Genomic DNA, 24068 nt, shown 5'->3' on the forward strand with positions numbered 1-24068 from the left:
GGGTACGGGGTCGGAATGCAAAACCCGCGTCCTTCACCATGGTCGTATCGCCCCTCTACGAGACAGGTGAGGTCATCATGCTTGGTGTTCGTAAAGCTGTGTTCCCGGTGGCGGGAATCGATACGAGCTTTCTGCCGGCAACGAAGGCGAGCCCGAAGGAAATGCTGCCGGTCATCGACAAGCCGCTCATCCAATATGCCGTTGAAGAAGCCATCGGTGCAGGCATTACCGAACTGATCTTTGTGACGGGCCGCGGAAAGCGCGTCATCGAAGATCATTTCGACAGGTCCTACGAGGTCGAACACGTGCTGAGGGCGCGCGGCAGGCAGAATCTCGTCGAACTCGTGCAGAGCATCAAGCCGGCCAATGTCGAGTGCGTCTATGTCCGGCAAGCCGAACCGCTCGGTCTCGGGCACGCCGTGCTTTGCGCGGAAAAGCTGATTGGCGACGAACCGTTTGCGGTCGTGCTCGCCGACGATCTGCTCGACGGCAAGCCTCCGGTTCTCGCGCAAATGGTCCATATCTTCAGCCATTACGATTCCTCGGTTCTCGCCGTAGAAGAATTCGAGTCGTGCGAGTCGACGAGTCATGGCGTGATCGACGGCCGGCATTGGGACGAGCGCGTGATCAGCGTGAGCCGCATCATTGAAAAGCCTACGCCCGAACTGGCGCCGTCGAGCTTCGGTGTGGCCGGACGTTACGTGCTCATGCCAAGCATCTTCGAACATTTGCGCGCGCTGAAACCCGATATGAACGGCGAGATTCAACTCACGCCCGCCATTCATTCAATGCGCGAAGAGGAGCAGGTGCTGGCCTACGAGTTCGTTGGCAAACGCTACGATTGCGGCACCAAGCTCGGCTATGTTCAGGCGACGGTCGACTTCGCCCTGCGGCATGCGGAATTGCAGGAAACCTTCGACGCGTGGCTGCGTGAGCGCATTGGCGCGGCGCAACTGGGTGCGTGGGCCGCGAGTTCGATGCTGAGCCAACCGGCACCGGTCGCGCCCGGGCTCGCGCATTGAAGCCGTGCCAGTTGCATAGGAGAATTGAACGATACTCGCGAACGCGCAGCCTCGATAACCTGACGTCGTTTTGGCCGGGTGGGATCTGACGATGTCACCCTTTTTCAAGACGATGCGAAGAAAGGATTGGTAAGAAACGGTGCAAGGTTCCGCCCCCCGCACTGCTTTAAAATCGCGGCATGAACCCCAGCGTCCTCATTGTCGACGATGATCCCGTCGTGCGCGATCTGCTGAGCCGCTTCCTGCGCTCGCATAACTTCGATACGGCCGTGCTGCATGACGGCGTCCACCTCCAGCGCCGCCTCGAGCGCGAACGTCCGTCCATTGTGGTGCTGGACATCATGATGCCGGAGACCGACGGCCTCGAGGCCATTGCCGCCTTGCGCGCGGCCGGCGACGACATTCCCGTCATTTTCGTCACCGCGCGCGGCGCCGTGAGCGACCGCATTCGCGGGCTCTCGCTGGGCGCGGACGACTACTTGCCCAAGCCCTTCGATCCGCATGAACTGCTCGTGCGCATCCAGAACATCCTGCGGCGGCGCGGCCCCTCGACCGCCAGCGCACCCGAGGCACGCCGGCGCTACCGGTTCGGCGACTTCGAGCTCGACTTCACGATGCGCACGCTCTCCTGCGGCGACACGCAAATCCCGCTGAGGGAAAGCGAATTCGCGTTGCTGAAGGTATTCGCCACGCATCCCTACAAAGTGCTTTCGCGCACGCTGATCCACGATATCGTGCATCGCGACGAGCGCGAGTTCCACGAACGCAGCCTCGACGTGCCGATCTGGCGCCTGCGCCGCGTGATCGAGGCCGATCCGTCGAATCCGCGCCATATCCAGACCGTGCGCGGCAAGGGCTATGTATTCGTGCCGGACCCGGCGAATTATTCGGAGGCGCACGGCGCAGCAATTCAGTGAGAAGTCCGTTGAATACGCTGTTCGGGCGCATGGCATTACTCTCGGCGGCGGTTTTGCTTTCCATGCAGCTCGGCTGGTTTTTGCTGCTTGCCCGCCAGCCGCCGCGCCATGAAGTCGATGGTTTCGCGCGTGGTGTCCTGCTCGCGCTGCGGGTGGCCAGCGAAGAGCACGTCGGGGGCGGCACGCTGCCGCCCCCGGTGCATCTCGGCGGTTCGCTCGAGCCGCCGAAGGGCGGCGACCTGAGCGACGTGTTGCGCGTGCACCGCGTGCCGATGTGGAACGTGCCCAAGGACACGCATCTGCACGAACCGACGCGCAGGCCGCTAGTCGACTTGACGCGTCATCTGCGCGAACAATTGCCGCCCGGCACGCAGTTCGCCGTGGACGACGCGCGCCCGCCGCAACTGTGGGTGCGCTTTCCGGGCAGCACGAGCTGGGTCGTCGTGCCGGTCGATATTCCGCCGCCGCCGCGCTTTGTCATCGAAGGGATTTCGATGCTGCTGGCGGCGCTCACGCTGTCGTTCCTGGCTGCCTGGCAGATCCAGAAGCCGCTCGCGAGCCTCGCCCAGGCGGCGCGGCGGTTCGGCACCGGCGAGCGCATTGCGCCGCTCGAAGGCAAGGGGCCGCGCGAACTGCGCGACGTGAGCGCATCGTTCAACGACATGATGCGCTGCGTGAACGAGGCCGAAGATGACCGCGTGGTGATGCTGAGCGGCATTGCTCACGATCTGAAGACACCACTGACGCGGCTCAAGCTGCGCGCGACCCTGATGGCCGAGGAGGCGGAGCGCAACGGCATGCTGCGCGACGTCGATTCGCTCACCCACATCGTCCAGCAGTTTCTGGAGTTCGCGCAACAGTCGCCCGACGCGGGCAGGCTATTGGGCGTCGACGGTTTTCTGCAAAGCCAGTTTGGCAATCCTGACGAAATCGAGGGCGGTAACGGGCCGCTGTTCGTGCTCGATCTGCGCGCCGGTCCCCGGTTCAAGCTGCCGCAGGTCACGCTGGACCGGCTCGTCACGAATCTGGTCGACAACGCGCTCGAGTATGGCGCCCCGCCGGTCGAAATCTCGACGGCGATCGAAGACGGGGCGTTCCTGATACGCGTACGCGATCACGGCGCCGGCATCGAACCCGAGCGCATTCCCGCCGCCATGAGGCCGTTCGTACGCCTGAATGCGGCGCGTGGCGGCGAAGGTCACTGCGGCCTCGGACTGGCCATCGTCGCACGGCTCGCGCGCGACAGCGGCGGCCAATGCGACGTCGAGAACCATCCCGACGGCGGCCTGCTCGTAAAGCTCAACTTTCCTGTCACCCACGGCTGATACGCCGCCACGAAAAAAAAGCGCGCCGAGCCCCTTGCGGACCGGCGCGCAAACGTGCCAACGCTTGAAAAAGCGGGCGCTCGTGGACGTCTTGGGTCAGGCCGTCGTGCTGACGAACAGGCCGCTCGCGGCGCCCGGGCCCTGCTGCTGCAGGTTGCTCGCGAGCGTCGTGAGTAATTGCTGAAGCTCGGACGTCGTGCCGCTCGACGAACTCAAATTCACTGTATTCGACCTCGCTTATCGACATGTCTAACCCCCCGGTGAATGTGCGATATGGTCGATGCCCGACCGAGATGGCTGGTCAGGCCACTCAGTCGGCCCAATCGTATGCCGTCCTTCGCCGCGGGAGGCGGCTTTGTAATTCGAGGAAAGAGTTCAGGTAAGGTGCAGTGCCGCGCACGCGTGAAGAAGCTGGAGGCGCACATGGCCGCGGGCTTCACGTCCGAAGAGGAGCAGGTGATACGACGCTGGCTGGTGAGCGTCGCACGCTGAATGCACCCTGGCGCGACTGCGCGCTACTGCGAAGCGCTCTTCGTTTGCGCGAGGCTGCACGAATGGTCGAGCAGGCCTTCCGCCGTGCCGGTTCCGCCGTCGACATCGAGCCCGCTGTTCACGACGAGCCAGCCGTTGCGCTTTGCATCGGGGCCGGCGCCCGTCACGAGTATCGTCTGCACGGCCATGGTCTGTTTCGGGCCGAGATCGCGCTCGACCACGCGGAACGGATTGTTGTTGTCCGAGAGGCTCGTCACGCGCGTGACGCGGTAGCGCGAGCCGTCGAGCGTGGTCCAGCGCCACGTGCCCGGCGCCATGTCGCCATACGGTGCGAGTGCCTTCGTAATATCGGGTCGCATGCAATCGACGTGGATATGCAGTTGATTCTGCGTGCGGCGCTCCGAGGAGTTGATCTCGAGACCGAGCTGATCGCCTGCAAGCGGCATGCCGAGCTTCGCCTCCACGAAGCGTCCCGCGCCCCATGCGCCTACCCAGTATTCGGGCGCGCCGCCGTAGAGAATCTCGGGGCTCTCGATGCCGCCCACGCGGTCGGTGGGGATCACGAGATACTGCGCTCGCCCTGCGATGTCCTTGAGCACGGCATAGCGCTTCTGGAAGTCGACGGTGGTGCAGGGGCCGGGCTTGCCCTTGTCGCGCATGTTCGGCACGCACTGGCCGCCGACGACTTTCCAGAGACCGTCGGAGTCGACCGCGGAGAGGCGCACACAGGCGCCGGTGGCGGCGAGCGCCACGACTGCCGTCGTGGCGACGGCAAGCCTGGACATCCGCATGAAAGGGGTAACGCGCAAGGATCGCATCGGTACGAAGTCTGGGTTCATTCGATCGAACGCGCCGCACTGCGAAGCCTGCACGCGTCGCGGCGCGACGCAGCGCGCAGTGTAGCGCAATGGCCGTGACAGTCGCTTGTGCGCGGTTGGCGCGGCTTATTTGCGGCGCCGATGCAACGTGACCGGCTGCGTGCTCGATGTGTCCGTTGCCGCAGGCGTCGGTCCGCAGGTGCCGCAGGTGCCGCAGGTGCCGCAATCGCCGGTCGCGCCCTTGGGCTGCACGAAGCGCCCGAGGCGCTGCGCGAATGCACCACGTTGCGGGCGCAACAGTATGGCGGCCACGGCGGCTTGCAGGCGCGTGGCCGTTTTCGGCGCGAGCTTGCGCAGCGTATAGACGAAGCTCGCGGCCACGAGCAGCGCGATCACCGCATATTGAGCGACGAGTCCGGCGCTCATACGAAGTGCCTCGCGATCTGATACGTGACGAACGAGGCCGCATAGGCCACGACGAACATATAGCCGAACGAAACCACGACGGCGCGCCACGAGCGCGTTTCGCGGCGAATCACGGCGAGCGTGGACATGCATTGCGGTGCGAACGCGAACCACACCATCAGCGAGAGGGCGCTGGCGAGCGAGAAGTTCTGCGCAAGCGTGTGGCCGAGCGCGGCGGTATCCGCGTCGCCGCCCGCCACCGAGTACACCGTGGCGAGCGCGGCCACCGCCGTTTCGCGCGCGGCGAACGCGGGGATCAGCGAAAGGCTCATTTGCCAGTTGAAGCCGAGCGGCTCGAACGGCCATTGCAGCGCGCGGCCGAGATAGCCGGCGATAGAGTAATCGATGGCGGGCAGCGTCGCGCCTGCGGGCGGCGAGGGAAAGGTGGAGATGAACCACATCAGCACCGTGAGCGCGAGAATGATGCCCGTGAGGCGCTTGAGGAAGATCGCGCCGCGCTCCCACAGGCCGATGGCGACGTCGCGTGCGCGCGGCAGCCGGTACGAGGGCAGTTCCATGAGGAGCGCGTGTTCGCGGTGATCGCGGCGCAGGGTCTTCATGACCCAGCCTACCGCCATCGCGCCGATGATGCCGGCGGCGTAAAGCGCGAAGAGCACCAGGCCCTGCAGGTTGAATACGCCGAAGATCATGCGGTGTGGAATGAACGCGCCGATCAGCAGCGCGTAGACGGGCAAGCGTGCCGAGCACGTCATGAGCGGCGCGACGAGAATCGCGGCGAGCCGGTCGCGCGGGTCGGAAATGCTGCGCGTGCCCATCACGCCGGGAATCGCGCACGCGAAGCTCGACAGCAGCGGAATGAACGAGCGCCCGGTGAGCCCCACCGCCACCATCATGCGGTCGAGCAGAAAGGCCGCGCGCGGCAGATAGCCTGACTCCTCCAGCACGAGGATGAAGAAGAACAGCACCAGAATTTCGGGCAGAAAGCCGAGCACGGTGCCGACGCCGCCGAACAGGGCGTCCGTCACGAGGCTGCGCAGCGGGCCGTCGGGCAGCGCCGCGCCGGCGGCCGCGCCGAGCCAGGTGAAGCCGTCGCCGATGGCGTCGGTGAGCGGCTTGCCGAGCGAATACACGGCCTGGAACACGAGGAACATCACGAACGCGAGGATCAGCGGGCCGAGCACGGGGTGCAGCGCGAAGCGGTCGATGGCGTCGTCGCGCGCGTCGGTGGCGCGCGGCATCGTCACGGCGCTCGCGAGGATCGTGCGGACCGTGCCGTGCAGGTCGTCGTTGGCCGCTGCCGCCGTTGCGGTTCCTGCTGGCGTCTGGGGTTTTTCAGCCGTCGTGCGCTCGATCAGCTCGATGAGCGCTTGCGCGCCGCCGCGCCGCACGGCCACGGTTTCGACCACGGGCATGCCGAGCTGGCGCGCAAGCTCGGCAACGTTCACCTCGACGCCGCGGCGCTTCGCGGCGTCCATCATGTTCAGCGCGAGCACCATCGGACGCCCCATGCGCTGCACTTCGAGCACGAAGCGCAGATGCAGGCGCAGATTCGTCGCGTCGGCCACGCAGACGATCAGATCCGGCGCGGCCTCGCCCGGGTAGCGGCCGAGCAGCACGTCGTGCGTCACGCGCTCGTCGGGGCTCGTCGAATCGAGGCTGTAGGCGCCCGGCAGATCGAGCAGTTGCACCTTGCGGCCCGAGGGCGTGGCAAAGCGTCCTTCCTTGCGCTCGACCGTCACGCCCGCGTAATTGGCGACCTTCTGGCGCGCGCCGGTCAGCAGATTGAAGAGCGCGGTCTTGCCGCAGTTGGGATTGCCGACCAGCGCCACGCGCAGCGGCGTAACAGGAGCCAGGCTCATTGGGCGGTCCCCCCGTTCGTCGTCACGCTCACGCGCTGCGCTTCCGCGCGCCGCAATGCAAAGCGGGTCGAGCCGATCTGCACGAGCAGCGGGTCCGCGCCCCAGGGTGCGCGTGCAACCACGCGCACGGGCTCGCCCGCAACGAAGCCGAGGTCGCGCAGACGCTGCGCGATCGGGTCGGGGGCATCGATATCCTCGACACGCTCCACGAGGGCGGTCGCTCCTTTGGACAGATCGGTCAGACGCATAGGTGAGGGGCTTGCTTACAACGAATGAGAACTGTTCTCATTGTAGCGGCAGCGCCGTAGTTGTGGCGGCAAATGCGTCTTGAGTCCGTCGATGCGGGCGGGGAACCCACGGCCGAGGCGGGGTAGCGGTGGCGCGTGCGCTTATTTGCCGCAGGCTGCGCGCGGGTGCCCGGCGCCAAGGCCATTTAATCCGGATGGCTAATTGAATGATCGGCTCTGCAAGAATGCACCGCGTGGCTTGCTCGTTGCCAGGGTGGCCCGTGCGCTCAAATCTCCGGTGCAGGCAGCGTCCCGAGAATCGCTTCGAACGCGAGACCAATCGCGAGCAGCCTGCGGTCGCCGCCGGCCGGACCGTCGAGTTCGAGCCCGACTGGCAAGCGCGCGTCGACCAGACCTGCCGGCAGCGCGAGGCCCGGAATGCCGGCGTTGCTCGCGGGATCGGTGTTGCGCAGATACGCCTCCATCTCGTCGATCGGCGCCGCGCCGTCGATCGACACGCGAGACGAACCGTTCAGCTCGTCGATCGGCACGGCGGCAAGGCGCGTCGTGGGAAAGAGCAGCGCGTCGAGGCCGCTGGCCGCGAAAGTCTGCGCGTAAAGCTGCTGCAGGCGCGGCCGCCACACCGTCATCGCAGCGTGATAGTCGCCGCCGCGCGTGTCGGCGAGCACGGCATCGTAGGCCGCGCGCACGTCGGGGCTCGCAATGCGCGCGGCGACTTCGGCCACGGTTCGCGTCGGTGCGTGATTCGCAACGAGCCATGCGGCGAGATCGTCGATAGGCTCGTGCAGCGCGATTGCATAGCTCACGCGGTCGTTCAGCGCGAGCAGCTCGCTCATTTCGACTGGCACGAGCGTGACGCCCGCGGCTTCGAACTTCGCGAGCGCGGCGCGCGCCACGTCTTCGAGCGCGGCTTCGAGACCTTCCCACAGCGGCGCGGGCAGGCCAATGCGCAGATTCGTCACGGCGGCCGGCGAGAGCGGGCCGTGTCCGGTGATCACGGCGTCGAGCAGCGCGACGTCGGCTACCGTGCGCCCCATCGGCCCGACCGTGTCGCGCGTATGGCTGATCGGCACGACGGCCTGCGGGTCGTGATAGCGGCGTTGCGTGCCGCCGTCGCCCACGCTCGGGCGCAAGCCGACAATGCCGCACAGCGCGGCGGGAATGCGCGTGGAGCCGCCGGTGTCGGTGCCGAGTCCGGCGGGCACGATGCGCGCCGCAATGGCGGCCGCCGTGCCGCCGGAGGAGCCGCCGGGAATTCGTTCGGGATCCCAGGGGTTGCGCACGGGCCCCGCATGCGGCGCGAGATTCGTACTGGTAATGCCAAAGGCGAGTTCGTGCATGTTGGCCTTGCCGAGCAGGATCGCGCCGGCATCGACGAGACGCTGGACCGAAGGCGCGTGACGTGCGGGCACGAAGCCTTCGAGCGCGGGCGTGCCGGCCGAGGTTTGCAGGCCACGCGTATTGATGTTGTCCTTCACGACCACGGGCAGTCCGGCGAGCGGCAGACGCGCGCGCTCGTTTGCGCCGAGCGCGTCGATGCGCTGCGCGGCGGCGAGTGCGCCTTCCACGTCGAGCGCGGTTAGCGCGTTGAGGTTGGAGAGCGCCTGCGCGCGCGCGAGCAGCGTGGCGACGTAGTCGGCGGCCTTCAGTTGCCCCGCGTGGATAGCCTCGATGGCTTGCGTTGCGCTCAGTGCCAGTTGCTGGTCGACAGTCCAGGTCATGCAGCGTTCTCCTCGTGCGGCTATGCAGCCATGCTAACAACACGCGTGTCGCGTTGCTGCAGGCTACGCGTGTCCTACGTTGTGGCGCTACTTCTTCAAGCGGCGCAGCGCGAAGCGTGCAAGCGTGCGAGCGTGGGCACGAACGTTGGCCGCGACAGGCGCGCGTCGTTTTCTTCGAGGCAGAGTTCAATCATCTCGCGCGGGTCGAGCGAGTCGCTCAAAGTTTGCGCGTAGGTCAGCACGCGGATCGAGGCGCGGCCTTCGGTCTGTACCGCGATGTCCCAGATCGGCAGCGACGTGAGGCGGCTGAGCGCGTCGGGCTCGAGCTTCGGCCAGTCGAGCACGGCGGGGCGGTACGGATCGTGGGTGTCGAGCAGCATCCGGCAGAACAGCTTGCGGTGTTCGTCCGATCCGATCCTGATGGGCCCTGGCGTGTCGCGAGTCCAGCGCCGCAGCGCGGCGTCCTTCTCGGAGATGAAGGCTGCGCCTTCGTCCCGATGCGTCAGGGTTTCGGACATGAGCATCTAACGTGAAGGGGGTATGACTCCTATTCTGTCACAACCGTAAGGAAGCATGCGCCCTCACGCGCAGCGCCGCTGCTGGTCGATCCACATGCGCGCCCAGCGGCACGCGTAGGCGAGCGCGTGCCTTTCTTCGAAGAAGTAATCGAGCTCGTCGAACGAATGCTGCGCGCCCGGCTGCGTGCCAATGGTGAGATTGGCGGCAAAAAGGCCGTTCGGGAGTTGCTGCGCGCTGGGGGCGACGACGTAGCCTTTGTAGCGTAATGGTGTGTTCATGGCCGCGCTTCCTGCTGATCTTCTGCTGATTTGCTCGGGTTCTCTTTCGGAGTGACGCGTGTATTTGCTGTTCACTCACGGTGCCGACACGGACCAGCCTACGGGCCGCCGTATGTCGATGGAACCAATCATTCGTCGCAAGCAAATCACGTGTGGCCTGGGACGGTCAGCAGAATGATCCGGATGAGGCGAGGGGGTGAATCTGGCTTCAATGTGGACCGGGCGGTAGGCGGCGTCTGTGGGATGGCGCACGCGATGCGCGCCGCGCGAGGCCGGCAATGTGGGTTAGGGAACGTTTCCCGCCCCGCGCGTCGACGGCGTGCGGGTGGGCAAACAGGAGAGGTCGGGCAGCGTGTCAGACGGCGAGGCTCAGGCGCTTGTCGGTGCGCGGCGCGTTGGCGGCCTGCGCGCCGCCGACGCTGTTCAAGGCGCTCGCCAGCGGCGCCGCGTAGTGTTCCTGGCCCTGGCCGCCGAACGCGAGCGCGAACTGCGCCGCCTGGCGGCCGACCGTGGCAAGCTGTTCGGCGACCTTGCCGTCGGAGCATTGCTGCGCGCTCTCGAAGCGAGTCTCCAGCGTGTTGATGCCCGCGCCGAACGGCGTTGGCCAGCCGCGCAGCGCGTGCACGATCGAGCGCAGCGAGGTCAGCACCGAGCCCGTGGCCTGCCAGCCATAGGCCGTGACGATGCAGCCCACCGCGCGGCCGTCGAGGTATGGGCGATTGTCTGCACGCAGTTCTTCGAGCGTGTCGAGCGCGTTCTTCACGAGCCCGGAAATGCCGCCGTGATAGCCGGGCGTCGCGATGATGACAGCGTCGGCGGCGCGCACGGCTTCGATCAGTTCGAGTTGGGCGTCGGTGCGAACGGGGTCTTCGGGCGCATAGTGCGGCAGCGTATGCAGGAACGTGCCGCCGAATAATTGCGTGCGCGCGCCGGCGTCTTCGGCGCCGCGCAGCGCGAAAGCGAGCGCGCGCTCGGTCGACGAGGCGGCGCGCGTCGTGCCGCCGATGCCCACCACGAGCGGGCGGCGATGCGAATCGGAAATGCTCAAGGGGGACCCCCGGAAATGCGATGAGACCTGGCTCGCGCGTGATCGGGCAACGCAGCCACGAAGCCTGGCAGGCTGGAAAGGGTCATCTTAGAGAGCCCGCTGCGCGGCGCGAAACGACTTTTTGTTCTATCTATATGCCGGCAGCGCCAGGTTGCGCTGCGCCATGCGGTCCGAAATGCATATGCGAAACCATTGGTTGGACACGCGGCGGGCCGTGGCTAAGATGAAGCCGTCTCCTCCATGACATCTCCTTGACATGGGATTCGGCCCCGCACTTCTCCGGTGACGGGGCTGTTTTTTTCTGGAGACGGGAACGGGCGGCGCTTTGAGGTCTTCGAGGCCGTGATTGCGGCAACTGCGTGCCGCGCTGTATGTCGTGCTTTGACGCGCTAGCTCACACCGTCAGCACGTTGCCATCGGGGCCGATTTGCGGCGGAATTTCCGGCAGGGTCCCGTTGCCCGGCGCGGTGCGCCCGGGGGCGCCCGGCGTGGCCGGCAGCGTGGGCGCCGGAGCGCGCACAGCCGGTTCGGCGATCTTGCGGGTGGTGAGCTTGTCGGCAGAGGCAAGCCTGTGCTTGGTGCCGTGATGCGCCTTCTTGCCGGCATTGCCTGCATGCGCCGAGGGCGTGCGCGCTTCCGGCGGATTCCAGATCTCGATGTAGTGTTCCCCGGCGACCGCGGTGGACGCGAGGACGCCCAGCAAGGTCCCCGTGATGAAGAATCGCACGTCGTGTTCTCCGTTTCGATATACAGGCCGGGGCCGCACCATGCACCGGGGCGCGATGGAGCGGCGTAACCCGGTACGGCGACCGGGCGGCACGGACGGCCGGCTGCACGCACTGTACATTCATACAGGCGCTTATGCAAACGTTTCACGACGTGCTGCGGGCGATGTGTTGCATGGGTGCGCCGCGGCCCGGCGGGGCGCCTTGCAGGGCTTGCGCCGACGCTCGATTTGAGGTGTGCGGGAGGCTCAGGCGTCGAGCGCCGCGCGGTTTTGCGCGATCGCGCCGTCCCCGGCCGGGCCGTGGGAGCCGAGCCAGCGCCCGTAGCTGCGCGGCGAGAACGCGAGCGTGAGCACGATCATCGCGCTGATCGATACAGCGAGCATGATCCACGCGCCCGTGAAACCGCCCGTGAGGTCGCGCACGCGGCCGGCCACGATGGGGGCGAGCGCGGCGATCACGAAGCCCAGACCCTGGACGAAGGCGACGAGGCGCGCGACCAGGCGGTGGTCCGCGCAATGGTCGAGCGCGGTGACGAGCGTGACCGAGAACGTGCCGCCGAGCCCCGCGCCGGCCGCCGCGACCCACAGCAGTGGCGCGGCCTCGGGCCATGCGGCGAGGCCGATCACGCCGACGAGCTGGCCACACAGGCCCAGAACGAGCCACGGACGCCGGTCCGTGAACGCCACCGCGGCGAGCGGCAGGAGCAGCGCGCTGGCGGCCTGGAACACGGTCATCGCGGCGAGCAGCGAGCCGCTCGCTTCGACGCTCGCGCCATGCTGCTGATAGTAGGCGGGCAGCCACGCGACGAGACTCGTATAGCCGCCGTTGACGAGCCCGAAATGCAGACCGAGCGTCCACGCCCGGCGCTTGCGCCAGACCGGCACCGTTGCCGCGTCGGCATGCTCCTGGGAGGGCGAGGTGGCGGCCTGCTGTGCGCGCCGGCCTGCTCCGAACCCGCCGTTCAACACCCCCCAGATCGCGAGCGCGACCAGCGCTGGCAATGCCCAGACGGCAAGCCCCGCATGCCACGAACCGCTGAGGCGCGCGACGAGTGGGCTCAGGCTCGCGCCGAGCCCGCCGCCGCCCATGATCGACGCCGAGAACAGCCCCATCGCGAGCGGCACCTGCGTGGCGAAGCGTTGCTTCATGACGGCGGGCAGCAGCGCCTGGATGGCCGCGACGCCCGCACCGGCCGTGGCCGCCGTGAGCATGAGCGCGCCGCCGCTGGCGGCGAACGCGCGGGCCGCGCATGCCGCGGCAATCGCCACGAGCCCGAGCGCGACGCCGCGCGTCTCGCCGAGCCGGCGCGCGAGCAGGCCGGTGCCGAACGCGCCGAGCCCCATCGCGACGACGGGCAGGCTCGTGAGCAGCGATACGCCGTAGAAGCTCAGCCCGGTGTCGTTGCGAATGGTCGTCATGAGCGGGCTGATCGAGGTGAGCAGCGGCCGCAGATTCAGGCCGATCGCGACGATCGCGGCATACCACACAAGCACGCTGGCCGAGTCGCCGGACGGCGTCTGGGAACGAATGGAGCGGTTTAGAGGGTTCAATGCGGTCAACCTTTTTGTGGCTTTATGGTTGACCATTATACAAAATAATTGTTAACAATTAGCCCATGCCAGCTATGTCCGGCATGGGCGATCGAGTATGGGCGCGCGTCTATATCGCCTCGCCATGGGGCTCGCTACAATGCGACCTGACCCACCGACCCAACCCAGCTAGCGCGCCTGCCCATGGCCCAATCCTCCCGCCTCGCTCCGCCCCGCGATACCGACGAACCGTCCGATGTCGAAGCGCATGTCTATGCGTCGATTTCTTCCGCGCTGCTGGAAGGCAAGCTCGCGCCGGGCCAGCAACTGGTGGAGCGCGAACTCGCGGCGGCGTTCGGCTGCACGCGCGGCGCGTTGCGCAAGGTGCTGGCGCGCCTCGGCTTCGAAGGCAAGCTCGTGCTCGAACCCAATCGCGGCGCGTTCGTGCCTTCGCCCTCCGAAGACGACATTCGCGCCGTGTACCGCGCGCGCCAGGTGGCCGAAGCGGGCGTCATGGTGAGCCTGTGCGGCACGCTCGACGCCGCGATGCGGCGCAAGCTCGCGGCCCACGTGCGCAGCGAGAAGAAGGCGTTGCGCGAGGCGCGCGTGGACGAAGCGGTGCGCCTCGCGGGGCAGTTCCATCTGCTGCTGACCGAGCAGGCGGGCGGCGCTGCGCTCGTGGAAGCGCTGGCGCAACTGGTCGCGAAAACGGAGCTTTACAAGGCCTTGTTCGATCCGTCGAAGGCGTCGATGTGCGCGCCCGACGAGCACGCGCAGATCATCGAGGCGCTCGAGGCGGGGGACCTGGCGGCGGCGCTCGCCACGATGCGCGCGCATCTAGGCGAGCTGGAGGAGCGGGTGGTGCAGCAGGCGCGTGCGCGCGCGGGCCGCGATCTCAAGACGGTGTTCGCGGATCTCGCGAACGGCTGAATGTGCAAGGCGCGCGTCAGCCCTGACCTACGCGCCGGCGCAGCTCCTTCGAAGCCGCGAGCGGAATGCGCGCATCGTCCCACGTGGCGAGCCATTCGATCTCTTTCGCGGCGAACACCTGGCCATGATTGCGCAGCGCGTACTGCAATGAGTCGATGACGTGATTGCGGATGATTTCGGGCGTATGCGGGTCGTCGAGGACGATGCGCAAGGCTTCGAGCGTGGCCATTGTGCGGCTCCGACGAATGTGGCGACCGCAACGTTATCGCACGACAAAAAAGCGCTTGCCGGGCGAAAAAAATAGCCGGCAAAGCGCGCCTCAGTGCCGCGTGCGCCTGAAGATCTCGTACTCTTCGGCGAAGGCTCTCGCAACAGCGGGCCGCTCGCGCACGCGTTGCGCGTAGGTCGCGACGGCCTCCCATTGCGACACATCGATGCCCACGTACGGCGCCCAGTTCAGCACGGTCACGAGATAGGCGTCCGCCACGCTGTACTCCTCAAGCAGGAAGGTGCGCGGCTCGAGATGCTGCGCGAGCAAGCCGAAGCGGCGGGGGATCTTGCCGCGCGCATACTCCTTGACGGCTTCGTCCACGTCCTTGCCGAGCAGCGGTACGAACACGGCCTTGTGCAGCTCGGTGCCGATGAAGCCAAGCCATTGCTGCAGGCGCGCGCTCGCGCGTGCCCGCTGGCGGCGCGAGCCGTGCCTCGGGAAAACGGTCGGCCACCCACGGCAGCACCGCCGAGTTTTCGGTGAGCGTCCAGCTGTCGTCCTCGCGCAGCACCGGCACCTGGCCGAGTGCGTTGACGGCGAAGAAGTCGCCGCCTTCGGCGAGCTGCTTCGTGAGCGTATCGACCTGGATGTAGCGTGCCTGCGCGCCTGCCTCGTAGAGCGCGATGCGCGTGGCGAGCGAGCACGCCAGCCGCCGCCCGATGCCAGCGCGCCGATGCTGGCGCGCCTCGCCTCCGCGCTATTGCACAGCATGGCGCTGCGCGCGCGTGCCGGCGATTCGCGGGCCTCGCTGCGCGCCATGGTGGTGGCCGGCGTCGCGCGAAGTGATGTCACGCTGAAGCTCGCCTGCCGGCGTCTGCTACACGGGTCCGCATGCCGCTTTCCCTTGTTACACTGGTGCAGTCGCGCAGGGACGGCTTGCGCACTCGAAGAGGGGAACACGATGGTGCGCTACAGGCACTACAAGGGTGGCATTTACGAACTGGTTTGCGAGGCCACGCTCGAATCGGATCCTTCCGTCACGATGATCGTGTATCGCGCGGCGAACGGTACGATCTGGACGCGGCCCTCCAACGTGTTCTTCGAACTCGTCGAGTATGAAGGCGGACTCGTGCCGCGCTTCGCGCCCGTCAACTGATTCTTTTCACACTCGTCTTTTTCCACGCTTTAGAGGTTTCGCCGAATGCGTTTACTGATTGCGCTGATCCTGCCCTGGCTCCTGTTCTTCACCATTGGGCGTCCGATTGCGGGCATCGTCTGCCTGATCCTGCAAGTTACGCTGGTCGGGTGGATTCCGGCCGCGATCTGGGCCGTGTATTCGCTCAGCCAGTTCAAGACCGACCGGAAAATAGAGGACGCGCTCGGCCGTCGCGGCTAAATCCCGGAGCGGGCGTCTACGCGCCGCGTAGAGGCGCGTTCAGCGTTACAGCGGTAACCCGTGCTCACAATTCAATAAGAACTTAACGCTGATTCTTCTTTCTTACAAATAGAAAGGAGGGTTCGCTATGTTCAAGTTCGTTCTCACGGTGGGCGCCATCGCGCTCCTTGCCGGGTGTGCGGTGGGCCCGGGCTACGACTATGGTCACGGCGGCTATGGCCAGCCGTACTCCACCGGTTATTACAGCGGCTACGCGCCGGGCTATGCGCCGACATATGGCAGCGTGAACATCGGCGTCTGGGGCGGTGGCGGCGGTCGCGATTATCACGGCGGCGACTGGCACGGGGGCGGCGGTGGCTGGCACGGAGGCGCTCCGGGTGGTCACGGTGCGACTTGGGGGCCGCCGGGCGGCGGTCATGGGGGCGGCCCCGGCGGCGGCCATGGTGGCGGAGGCCACGGCGGTGGCGGTCACGGTGGCGGCGGACCGGGCGGCCGTTGATGCGGGCTTGCCGCTTAGGCGCCGCTTCGTGGTGCGCCATCATCCGCGCCGAGCCGGAAATCCGTTTCAAAACGAATCAGGCCCGCCACTCTCACGAGGGCGGGCCTGCTGGTTTGCACGAGAACCCGGCGTCATAGCCGGGGTTGTCGCGAAACTTACTGGCTCGACTGCGACGTTCCATTCGTCGACGGGCCATAAGCCGTAGCGCGCTGCGCTGCGATCTTGGCTTCGGCAGCCTGAATGTTTTCCGGGTAGTGCATCCAGTCGCTCGGATCGTAGCCGGCGGCGCGCAGTTGCGCGAGATCGGCCCGAACTTCGGCACGGGTCACAGGTTGTTGCTGGGGTTGTGCCTGCGCGAACGCAGCGGCGGGCACGGCGACGATGGCGGCGAGCACAGCTGCCTTCAGAATCGACTTCACGACTAACCTCCGATTTTTGTGAGGAGCCATCGCATCGGCGTGGCCCATCCCGATAATGTATGCGGGCCGAGGGTCAGGGTAAATACTTAGAAAACGAATTCAGTGTTCTCTTTGCGACAACAATCGGTTTCGAAATCTCCTGAAGTATTGCGCCAGGCACGTGCAATAAGGCGTGAAGGCCGTGGAACACCCGGCCCTAAAATCTCGCCGGATTATTGCGAAATCCGTAATTCCAATTCGCCTGAATCAGTCTGTATCCGGCCGGGGCGCTTGCCTAGAATCCACTCACAGCCAGCCGATGCGGCGAGTCGCAGCGAGCCGGCGGAGCACGACAGGGTATGCACCGTCGTTGCGCATCGACGTCAAATAATTCCGGAGGTTGTCACCATGAAGTCGCTTCTCAAGGCTGTTGCCGTCACCGTTGCTCTGGCCGCCCCGCTGGCCGCTTTCGCCCAGGCCGATCAAGGTCTGACCCGCGAGCAAGTGCGCGAGCAACTCGTTGAATTCCAGCAAACGAGCCGCAATCAGGCTGCAGTCGCCACCCAGACGGCCGCGCCGGTCGCCCAGACCGATGGCTCCTTCGGCGGCGTGAGCAACTCGACGTCGGTTGCGGGCGCTCGCTATGTGTCGGAAGCGGCTCGCACCGGTCCGCAATCGGTGTACTTCGGCGGTCAGTAAGCCTGTCGGCAGCACGCAGATAAAAACGGCCCGCGAATCGAATTCGCGGGCCGTTTCGCATACGGGCTCTGCGTTTTGCAGCCGCTACATTGCTTCCGCCTCTGGCACGTCGAGCACGAGATCCGTGCGCGCGACGGCCACGCAGGTCAGCACATAGCCGTCGGCTTTTTCCTCGCGGCTCAATCCGGGCCACTCGATCGTGAAGCTCACTTCGCCGCTCACCACGCGGCACAGGCAGGCGCGGCAGGTGCCGTTGCGGCACATGCGCGGCAGACGGATGCCCTCGAACGCTGCCGCTTCGAGCAAGGTCAGTTCGGGCGGCGCTTCGAAGCTGCGCCCGAGCGGTTCCAAGCGGACGACGGGCACATGTGGCGGGCCGTCCTGCTCGCTTTCGTGGCTCATATCGCTCATGAAAGCGACACCCCGAGCAGCCGCCCCGCGCCCGCCGTGAACGCCGCCGCGGCGAGCCCGATCACGATCTGCCGGAACGCCGAGAAGGTTGCGCTGCGCCCATTGAAAAGCGACGTGAACACGCCGACAAGGGCGAGCCCGCACGCGCTCAGCGCCACCGACTGCGCGATGGCCGTGACGCCGTGCGCCCACAGGAACGGGGCGGTCGGAAACGCCGCGCCGAGCGAGAAGAGGAAAAAGGAGACGACGGCGGCCGACCACGGATTGCCGCCCAACTCTTTAGGGTCGATGCCAAGCTCCTCGCGCGCCAGCGTATTGAGCGCCTCGTCCTTGTTGCGCATGATCTGGGCGGCCACGCGGCGTGCTTCATCGGGGTCGACGCCCTTCGCCTGATAGATCAGCGCGAGCTCGTGGCGCTCGGCGTCGGGCGTGTGCTCGAGTTCGTCGGCTTCCTTCGCGAGCTGCGTGCGCGCGAGCTCCCGCGCGTTGGTCACCGAGAGCCATTCGCCGAGCGCCATGGAGCAGGCGCCGGCCACGAGGCCCGCAAGCCCCGTGAGCAAAATTGTGCGATTGACGCTACCCGCGCCCGCCACGCCCATGATCAGGCAGAAGTTCGAGACGAGCCCGTCGTTCGCCCCCAGCACCGCTGCGCGCAGGTCGTTGCCCGACGTCGCGCTCTTGTGCCACGACTCGGCGGCGCCGATCGCTTCGCCGTGGCCGTGGCCGTGTTCGGGCTCGCGCTTCTTCGCGACGATCGCCTGCACGATGGCGGCGTGCTGCTGCTCCTGGGCGGAGAGCTTCTCGGCGCCGGGTTCGCGCGCGTAGCGGTCGCGGTCGGCGTATTCGGCGGCGGCGACGGTGGGCAGCACGAGCGAAGGGCCGAACGAGCGTGTGAGCGTTTGCAGCAAGCGAGTTTTTGCGCTGCGCCGATGCGGCGGGGGCGTGACGCCGTTGGCCGCGAGCTTCTCGCGCCAGACGCTCGCATGCTCGCGCTCGGAGGCGGCGAGTTCGGCGAAGATGCGGCGGCGCTCGTCGTCTTTCTCGACCGCGGATAGCGTGTCGTAAACAGCGGCGCTGTCGAGCTCGTCGGCGAGATTGCGCCGGAAGCGGTTGATTTCCTGAGCGGAGGCCATGGGCGCGGTGCGGGAAGCGATCCGTCAAGCTTACCCTGGCGTCGCTGTGGGCAGAAGCCGCGCCTCGCCTCCTGCTTCGCTCCTGCCTGTCCGGTGCGCTCAGCGGCGCTGACGCAGATGCCGATAGACCGTGTTGCGTGCGAGACCGAGTTCGCGAGCCGCCGCCGAAACATTGCCGCTGTGGCGCGCGAGGGTCTCTTCGATGAGCCGCGACTGCCAGACGGAGAGGCGCGCGGGCTCGTGTTCCGTGTCGCTCGTCTGGTATTCAGCCGTGGCATCGGCGGACGGCTCCGCGCAGTCGCTCGCGGGGTCGCAATCGTGCATGAGGTCTTCGGGCAGATGCTCCATGTCGATGGCGTCTTCGCCTTCGGCCATGATCGCCGCCGTGCGCAGGGCGCTCGCGAGCTGACGCAGATTGCCCGGCCAGCGGCAGCGCGCGAAGCACGCCCGAACGGCCGGCGTGAGACGCGCGGGCGCGCCCGGCGCCTCGCGCCGCACGATCTCGAGCATGCGGGCGACGAGCGCGTCGAGGTCGGTGCGTTCGGCCAGCGCCGGCAGCGTGACGACGAGGCCGTTGATGCGGTAGTAGAGATCCTCGCGGAACGTGCCTTCGGCGATCATCGCGCGCAGATCGCGGTGCGTCGCGCAGACGATGCGCAAATCCACCGGCACGGCGCGGGTACCGCCGAGCGGCACGACGGCGCGCTCCTGCAGCACGCGCATGAGCCGCACCTGTTGCGCCAGCGGCATGTCGCCGATCTCGTCGAGAAACAGCGTGCCGCCATGCGCCTGCGCGATCTTGCCGGCGCTGCCGCGGCGCTTCGCGCCCGTGAACGCGCCGTCCTCGTAGCCAAACAGCTCCGCTTCGATCAGCGTGTCGGGCAGTGCGGCGCAGTTGAGCGCGACGAACGGCCCGTCGCGACGCGGCGAATCGCGATGCAGCGCCCGTGCGAGCCATTCCTTGCCGGTGCCGGTGCGGCCGAGCACGAGCACGGGAATGTCGCGGCCGCGCACGCGCGCCACGCGCTGCAGGGCGGCGGCGAGCCGCGCGTCGCCGGTGTCGAGTTCGGCGAGCGTGGGCTGCGGCGTGGTGTCGGCGGCGTTGGGCGCTTTCGCCAGGGCGGGCGCAGGCGCGTATGGCGAGCGGGACGTCTCGGGTAAGGCACTCCTGTGCGCGAACGTAGCGAAGCTCGACGTAGCGACGCCCGACGTAGCGACGCCCGACGTGGCCGCGCCGGGCGTGGCGCGCGCGATCACGCGCACGCCGCTTGGCAGTGTGAGCGTGAGCGGCTCGCCGGTCGCGCGCATGAGCTGCTGCATGAACGCCGCGAACGGCTGGCCGAAGAGCGCCGCGAACTCGCGCTGCTGCAGCTCGGCGAGCGGCGCGCCGAACTGGAACAGGGCGCTGCGGTTTGCACAGAGGAGCGTGCCATCGGCCGAGAATGCCGCCAAACCTTCGTAGAGCGTACCAATGAATTCCGCGCGCGCATGAAACTGGAGCCGGATGGCATCGGCGAATTCGGTGTTGAACAGATGGTTCTCGATCATCTGCGCCGACATGCGCACGAGCGCGAGCGTGTGCTTGTGAAAACCGCGCGACTCGCCGCTCACGTCGAGCGCGCCGAGCGTGCGTCCGTACGGATCCGCGATCGGCGCGCACGAACAGGTGAGAATGTGATTAGCGCGCAAAAAATGCTCGCCCGCATGCACCGTGGTTGGCTGGCCTTCCACGAGCGCCGTGCCAATGGCATTCGTGCCGCGATGCTGCTCGGCCCAGGAAACGCCTGGGCGCAGCGCGACGCGCTGCGCTTTCTCGACGAAGTCGCTGTCGGCGAAGCTGTGGAGGATCACCCCGTTGCGATCGGTGAGCAGCACCATGCTCTGCGTATCGACGATCTGCGCATGCAAGGCGTCCATGACGGGGCGCGCCTGATGATAGAGCGTGCGGTTCGTGTCGATCAGCTCGCGCAGGTCGGTGCCGGCCAGCGCGTCGAACTCGGGCGCCTCGGTGGCGCGCAGCCCGAGTGCGCGCGAGCGCGCGTGAGCCTGCGCGATGGCGTCCGCGCGGGCCGCGTCGTGCGGCGTGACGGGGCGTCGGGTCACTCGTGTCTCCAGTCGTTTTGGGCGCTACGCTGCGGTGCAGCATGGCAAGTGCGCGAGCGGCGCCTCTGGGGCAGTTCATGGTACAGGATACGCGGCGGCTGCCTATTCGGGTTGAAGCCGGGTTCCAGCCCGGTTCAAGCCGCGACGGTGCCTCAACTGCGCCTTGAGTTTACTGGCGCGGGTGCCATGATGAAGGTGAGGGCGCATTCGCGTCGCGCCCCCGCTGAGTAGCGGAGTTCGTCATGGTGCACGGCGAATTGAGGATCGTGGTGGCGGTGCTCGCCACGTTCGTTGCGCTCTTTGGCCTCGGGTATGCGATTGACGGATTGATCTTCGACGAGAACAACGTCGTGCTCTCCGGAATGGTGACCGTGGCCCTTGGAATCGTCGCGTTCGTGGTGATGCTCACCCTGCATCCGAAGGACCTCGAAGATCTCGATCAGCCCCGGCATCGCGAAACCTGACGCGCCCGGGTGGCGCGCATGGTGCGATGCGGCAACCGGCGCAGCGCGTTGGCGCAGGGCCGGGGAGGAGAGTGTTTGTGCGCGCAACGGCGCACGCGCATGTTGCACCTGCGAAAAAGGGATCGGACGAAGACGCCGCTGGCTATTTCACGTGTGTGACAACGTCGACTTTGCGGGCGGCAGGAAGTCGTCTAAAGTGAATCAAATCAACCTGCGCGAACGTGTCGTTCGCCAGGGTTGGTGTTGATCCGCGCGAGCTGGATCGGGTGTTCCCAGGCACCAGGTTGGGGCAGTCCGAGGACGGTTGAACGCGGCCTTTTCACCCTCCACCAAAGGCGACCACCATGCAGATCATGTTTCCGAATGAGGTGCCCGAGTACTCGGGCCCAGACCTGACCTTGGCGTTTCCGGCGATGATCGATGGCGAGCGGGTGGAGTGTCTGATCACGGCGGCGGCGCTGGAAGACCACTTCGGGGCGGCTTCGCCGCGCGCCGAAGACATGCTGAGCGCGTTCGACCATCATCGCGACTGCATCGAGGCTTGCGCGCGCCGTTTGCTCTCCGAAACACGTGCGCAGTGTCTCGTGCTGCGCAGCGGCTACGTGCGTTTCGTGCAGGCCCACGCCAGCGCGTAGTTAACGCAAAGGCGCCCGGAAGACGCGGGCGCGTTCGGTTCAACTGAATTTTTTTGCCGCGCCCGTTAGGGCGCGGCTTTCGTTTACGCATGTGCTGCCCTGTCGCTAGATCATGCGGCGCAACGTGTTATCGCGGAATACGACGTGATGCGCGATCGCCGCGAGCGCGTGCAGCCCGATCACCCAATAGAACAGGTTGCCGACCAGCACGTGCGCGTCTTTGAGGAACTTGCGCGCGGCGGGGTCCGGGCCGACGAGCGTGATCTGCAGATCGAGGCGCGCGAGCGTGACCGGATGGCCACCGGCGTTGATCATCAAAATGCCGAGGAGCGGCTGCACGAAGATGAACAGGTAGAGCGCGAGATGCACGAGGCGCGAGAGAAACGACAGCAGCGCGTTCGAGTCGATCTCCGCGGGCGCGCCGCGCCAAAGACGCCACGCGATCGCGAGATAGGCGAGCGCGACGAGCAGGAAAATGACCCAGTGAAAGAATACGGCGGGTTTCGTGTAGCGTTCGGTTGCGGCGGGGTAAGTTGCCACGTGGCGGCTCCCGTGTACGGGGAATCTGACGATGGTTCCCTATGATAAGGAGGACGCGCCGTGCGGGGCAGTTATGCGGCTGGGAAGTTTAATTCTGAGGGGGCGGCGGCGAATCGAAACGAAAAGGGTGGCGCGAAGCCACCCTTTTGCTTTTACGCGTTGCCGAGATAGAAGAACCGGAACAGGAACACGGCGGCGATGATCCACACGATCAGCTTCACGTCGCGCACACGGCCCGTGAGGAGCTTCAGACCCGCATACGAGATGAAGCCGAACGCCACGCCATTGGCGATCGAGTAGGTGAACGGCATGACAAGCGCCGTGAGGGCGGCGGGCACGACTTCGGTAGCGTCGTCCCAGGGCAGATCGGCGAGTTCGCGCAGCATCAGGCACGAGACGTAGAGCAGCGCCGGCGCCGTGGCGTAGCCCGGCACGACGCCCGCGAGCGGCGCGACGAACAGGCACGCGAGGAACAGCACGGCCACGGTGAGCGCCGTCATGCCGGTGCGGCCGCCCGCCTGCACGCCCGAGGCGCTTTCGATATACGCCGTGGTCGACGAGGTGCCGAGAATCGAGCCCGCGAGAATCGCGGTGCTATCCGCGAGCAGCGCGCGGTTCAGGCGGTGCATCTTGCCGTGCACGAGCAGGCCGGCACGGTTGGCCACGCCCATCAGCGTGCCGGTCGCATCGAACAGCTCGACGAGGAAGAACACGAGCACCACGTTGAGCACGCCAGTGGAGAGCGCCGCCTTGATGTCGAGCTGCGCGAAAGTCGGCATGATCGACGGCGGCGGCGAGAAGACGCCGTGGAACTGGTTGCCACCGAAGAAGAACGAGAGAATCGTGACACCCACGATGCCGATCAGGATCGCACCGCGCACCTTCAGCACGTCGAGCGTGACAATGGCGAAGAAGCCGATGATCGCGAGGATCGTGTGCGGATCGTGCAGGTTGCCGAGTTCGACGAGCGTGGCCGGGCTGCCGACCACCACGCCCGAGGTCTTCAGCGAGATGATCGCGAGGAAGAGACCGATACCCGCCGTGATCGACACGCGGATCGAATGCGGAATGCCATTGACGATGGCTTCGCGCACGCGCAGCAGCGTGACGATGAAGAACAGGCACCCGGAGATGAACACCGCGCCGAGCGCGGCCTGCCACGTGAAGCCCATGCCCTTCACGACCGTATAGGCGAAATATGCGTTCAGGCCCATGCCGGGCGCGAGCGCGATGGGGTAGTTCGCGTAGAGGCCCATGACGAGCGAGGCGAGCGCCGCGACGAGGCAGGTGGCGACGAATACGCTTTCCTTCGGCATGCCGGCGTCGCCGAGAATGGCCGGATTCACGAAGATGATGTAAGCCATCGTGAGGAAAGTCGTGATACCGGCGAGCAGTTCGGTGCGCAGGTTGGTGCCTGCTTCTTCGAAACCGAAATAGCGTTTGATGGCGTCCATGAAGATCGGGCCCTTGAGAGTCGAGCGGGTTGTTCGCTGCTTGTTGGTGTGGTGTCTTGCGTGTAGCCGGCGCGGCTGGTCCTTGATGTGCCCATGCACGCGCGCGCATGCCGCAGCGTGCGGCTACGGGCGCGATTGTAAACAATTGTTCGTCGAGCGCAGAAAAGCCGTCGTCGTGAGCGTGGAACGGTTACAACAGCGCGCGTTGCGGTAGCAAGCGTGAGAGGGCGCGGCGAGTGCGCCCGTGGCGGGAGGCGATGGGCAC

The 24068-nt window shown here is 66.5% G+C and carries 28 protein-coding genes and 2 pseudogenes; 10 read left to right on the forward strand and 20 right to left on the reverse strand.

Going from position 1 to position 24068, the window contains the following annotated elements; genetic code table 11:
- The first annotated feature begins 77 nt into the window (after positions 1-77).
- From galU to M3I56_RS32380, 3 genes are all read left to right on the forward strand, one after another.
- Positions 78-1022 carry a UTP--glucose-1-phosphate uridylyltransferase GalU gene (gene galU / locus M3I56_RS32370; protein WP_254357479.1) on the forward strand — a complete coding sequence of 315 codons (945 nt, stop codon included), beginning with the start codon at positions 78-80 and terminating at the stop codon, positions 1020-1022.
- A gap of 179 nt (positions 1023-1201) precedes the next feature.
- On the forward strand, positions 1202-1939 hold the full coding sequence (locus tag M3I56_RS32375) for a response regulator (protein ID WP_028202613.1): 738 nt from the start codon (positions 1202-1204) through the stop codon (positions 1937-1939).
- A complete protein-coding gene (locus M3I56_RS32380; protein WP_254357480.1) occupies positions 1936-3264 on the forward strand; it encodes an ATP-binding protein in 1329 nt (442 codons plus the stop codon). The genes M3I56_RS32375 and M3I56_RS32380 overlap by 4 nt, the downstream gene beginning before the upstream one ends.
- 96 nt (positions 3265-3360) lie before the next feature.
- On the opposite strand, the gene M3I56_RS41200 is transcribed toward M3I56_RS32380, so the two are convergent.
- The 11 genes and pseudogenes from M3I56_RS41200 to M3I56_RS32430 form a co-directional block, all read right to left on the reverse strand.
- Positions 3361-3486, reverse strand: coding sequence for a hypothetical protein (locus M3I56_RS41200; protein ID WP_302057087.1), 126 nt, complete (start codon positions 3484-3486; stop codon positions 3361-3363).
- A gap of 293 nt (positions 3487-3779) precedes the next feature.
- Positions 3780-4547: a CDP-diacylglycerol diphosphatase gene (locus M3I56_RS32385; RefSeq protein WP_375541827.1), complete on the reverse strand. Its 768-nt coding sequence runs from the start codon at positions 4545-4547 to the stop codon at positions 3780-3782.
- A 153-nt stretch (positions 4548-4700) separates the two neighbouring features.
- Entirely contained in the window at positions 4701-5000 is a 300-nt protein-coding gene (locus tag M3I56_RS32390) for a DUF6587 family protein (protein WP_254357481.1), read from the reverse strand.
- Positions 4997-6859, reverse strand: coding sequence for a ferrous iron transporter B (locus M3I56_RS32395; RefSeq protein WP_254357482.1), 1863 nt, complete (start codon positions 6857-6859; stop codon positions 4997-4999). Before M3I56_RS32395 ends, M3I56_RS32390 begins: the two co-directional genes overlap by 4 nt.
- On the reverse strand, positions 6856-7107 hold the full coding sequence (locus M3I56_RS32400; protein ID WP_302057088.1) for a FeoA family protein: 252 nt from the start codon (positions 7105-7107) through the stop codon (positions 6856-6858). The genes M3I56_RS32395 and M3I56_RS32400 overlap by 4 nt, the downstream gene beginning before the upstream one ends.
- Before the next feature lie 266 nt (positions 7108-7373).
- Positions 7374-8828: an indoleacetamide hydrolase gene (gene iaaH, locus M3I56_RS32405; protein ID WP_254357484.1), complete on the reverse strand. Its 1455-nt coding sequence runs from the start codon at positions 8826-8828 to the stop codon at positions 7374-7376.
- 206 nt (positions 8829-9034) lie between these two features.
- Positions 9035-9346: pseudogene (locus tag M3I56_RS32410) on the reverse strand (ferritin-like domain-containing protein); the annotation flags it as partial.
- A gap of 63 nt (positions 9347-9409) precedes the next feature.
- Positions 9410-9625 (reverse strand): hypothetical protein, encoded by a 216-nt coding sequence (locus tag M3I56_RS32415; protein ID WP_028202602.1) that lies wholly within the window; start codon positions 9623-9625, stop codon positions 9410-9412.
- A 355-nt stretch (positions 9626-9980) separates the two neighbouring features.
- On the reverse strand, positions 9981-10673 hold the full coding sequence (locus M3I56_RS32420; protein ID WP_254357485.1) for an NADPH-dependent FMN reductase: 693 nt from the start codon (positions 10671-10673) through the stop codon (positions 9981-9983).
- A 394-nt stretch (positions 10674-11067) separates the two neighbouring features.
- On the reverse strand, positions 11068-11400 hold the full coding sequence (locus M3I56_RS32425) for a hypothetical protein (protein WP_254357486.1): 333 nt from the start codon (positions 11398-11400) through the stop codon (positions 11068-11070).
- A 246-nt stretch (positions 11401-11646) separates the two neighbouring features.
- Entirely contained in the window at positions 11647-12951 is a 1305-nt protein-coding gene (locus tag M3I56_RS32430) for a cyanate transporter (RefSeq protein WP_302057089.1), read from the reverse strand.
- A 183-nt stretch (positions 12952-13134) separates the two neighbouring features.
- On the opposite strand from M3I56_RS32430, the gene M3I56_RS32435 reads away from it, so the two are divergent.
- A complete protein-coding gene (locus M3I56_RS32435; protein ID WP_028202601.1) occupies positions 13135-13860 on the forward strand; it encodes a GntR family transcriptional regulator in 726 nt (241 codons plus the stop codon).
- A 16-nt stretch (positions 13861-13876) separates the two neighbouring features.
- Here the strand turns inward: M3I56_RS32435 and M3I56_RS32440 are convergent, their stop codons facing one another.
- The 3 genes and pseudogenes from M3I56_RS32440 to M3I56_RS41435 all read right to left on the reverse strand — a co-directional run.
- A complete protein-coding gene (locus M3I56_RS32440; protein WP_028202600.1) occupies positions 13877-14089 on the reverse strand; it encodes a hypothetical protein in 213 nt (70 codons plus the stop codon).
- Positions 14090-14179: 90 nt separating this feature from the next.
- Positions 14180-14479, reverse strand: coding sequence for a glutathione binding-like protein (locus M3I56_RS32445; protein ID WP_254357487.1), 300 nt, complete (start codon positions 14477-14479; stop codon positions 14180-14182).
- A gap of 157 nt (positions 14480-14636) precedes the next feature.
- Positions 14637-14792, reverse strand: a pseudogene (locus M3I56_RS41435) (glutathione S-transferase); the annotation flags it as partial.
- A 240-nt stretch (positions 14793-15032) separates the two neighbouring features.
- Here M3I56_RS41435 and M3I56_RS32455 point away from each other — a divergent pair.
- From M3I56_RS32455 to M3I56_RS32465, 3 genes are all read left to right on the forward strand, one after another.
- Complete coding sequence (locus M3I56_RS32455; RefSeq protein WP_028202597.1) at positions 15033-15227, forward strand: DUF1653 domain-containing protein; 195 nt, start codon at positions 15033-15035, stop codon at positions 15225-15227.
- Positions 15228-15272: 45 nt separating this feature from the next.
- On the forward strand, positions 15273-15467 hold the full coding sequence (locus M3I56_RS32460) for a YqaE/Pmp3 family membrane protein (RefSeq protein ID WP_028202596.1): 195 nt from the start codon (positions 15273-15275) through the stop codon (positions 15465-15467).
- A gap of 127 nt (positions 15468-15594) precedes the next feature.
- On the forward strand, positions 15595-15966 hold the full coding sequence (locus M3I56_RS32465; protein ID WP_254357488.1) for a hypothetical protein: 372 nt from the start codon (positions 15595-15597) through the stop codon (positions 15964-15966).
- A gap of 155 nt (positions 15967-16121) precedes the next feature.
- Here M3I56_RS32465 and M3I56_RS32470 read toward each other — a convergent pair whose 3' ends face one another.
- Positions 16122-16385 (reverse strand): DUF4148 domain-containing protein, encoded by a 264-nt coding sequence (locus M3I56_RS32470; RefSeq protein WP_254357489.1) that lies wholly within the window; start codon positions 16383-16385, stop codon positions 16122-16124.
- Positions 16386-16772: 387 nt separating this feature from the next.
- Between M3I56_RS32470 and M3I56_RS32475 the strand changes: the two genes are divergently transcribed.
- A complete protein-coding gene (locus tag M3I56_RS32475) occupies positions 16773-17063 on the forward strand; it encodes a DUF4148 domain-containing protein (protein WP_028202594.1) in 291 nt (96 codons plus the stop codon).
- Positions 17064-17147: 84 nt separating this feature from the next.
- Here the strand turns inward: M3I56_RS32475 and M3I56_RS32480 are convergent, their stop codons facing one another.
- The 3 genes from M3I56_RS32480 to M3I56_RS32490 all read right to left on the reverse strand — a co-directional run bounded on the left by M3I56_RS32480 (position 17148) and on the right by M3I56_RS32490 (position 20710).
- On the reverse strand, positions 17148-17465 hold the full coding sequence (locus tag M3I56_RS32480) for a 2Fe-2S iron-sulfur cluster-binding protein (protein WP_254357508.1): 318 nt from the start codon (positions 17463-17465) through the stop codon (positions 17148-17150).
- Between the two features lie 5 nt (positions 17466-17470).
- Complete coding sequence (locus M3I56_RS32485) at positions 17471-18607, reverse strand: VIT1/CCC1 transporter family protein (RefSeq protein WP_254357490.1); 1137 nt, start codon at positions 18605-18607, stop codon at positions 17471-17473.
- Positions 18608-18706: 99 nt separating this feature from the next.
- Positions 18707-20710: a sigma-54-dependent Fis family transcriptional regulator gene (locus tag M3I56_RS32490; protein ID WP_254357491.1), complete on the reverse strand. Its 2004-nt coding sequence runs from the start codon at positions 20708-20710 to the stop codon at positions 18707-18709.
- 242 nt (positions 20711-20952) lie between these two features.
- Here M3I56_RS32490 and M3I56_RS32495 point away from each other — a divergent pair, with 242 nt between their 5' ends.
- Both M3I56_RS32495 and M3I56_RS32500 read left to right on the forward strand, forming a co-directional pair.
- Positions 20953-21174 (forward strand): DUF2964 family protein, encoded by a 222-nt coding sequence (locus tag M3I56_RS32495; protein WP_254357492.1) that lies wholly within the window; start codon positions 20953-20955, stop codon positions 21172-21174.
- A gap of 344 nt (positions 21175-21518) precedes the next feature.
- The gene (locus M3I56_RS32500; RefSeq protein WP_254357493.1) at positions 21519-21809 is read left to right on the forward strand and encodes a DUF1488 domain-containing protein; all 291 of its coding nucleotides are present in this window, start codon (positions 21519-21521) and stop codon (positions 21807-21809) included.
- 105 nt (positions 21810-21914) lie between these two features.
- On the opposite strand, the gene M3I56_RS32505 is transcribed toward M3I56_RS32500, so the two are convergent.
- Both M3I56_RS32505 and M3I56_RS32510 read right to left on the reverse strand, forming a co-directional pair.
- Positions 21915-22349, reverse strand: coding sequence for a cytochrome b/b6 domain-containing protein (locus tag M3I56_RS32505; protein ID WP_254357494.1), 435 nt, complete (start codon positions 22347-22349; stop codon positions 21915-21917).
- Positions 22350-22501: 152 nt separating this feature from the next.
- Positions 22502-23803: an NCS2 family permease gene (locus tag M3I56_RS32510; RefSeq protein WP_254357495.1), complete on the reverse strand. Its 1302-nt coding sequence runs from the start codon at positions 23801-23803 to the stop codon at positions 22502-22504.
- Positions 23804-24068: the final 265 nt, after the last annotated feature.

Source organism: Paraburkholderia sp. CNPSo 3281, assembly GCF_024206515.1.
GTDB lineage: Bacteria > Pseudomonadota > Gammaproteobacteria > Burkholderiales > Burkholderiaceae > Paraburkholderia > Paraburkholderia nodosa.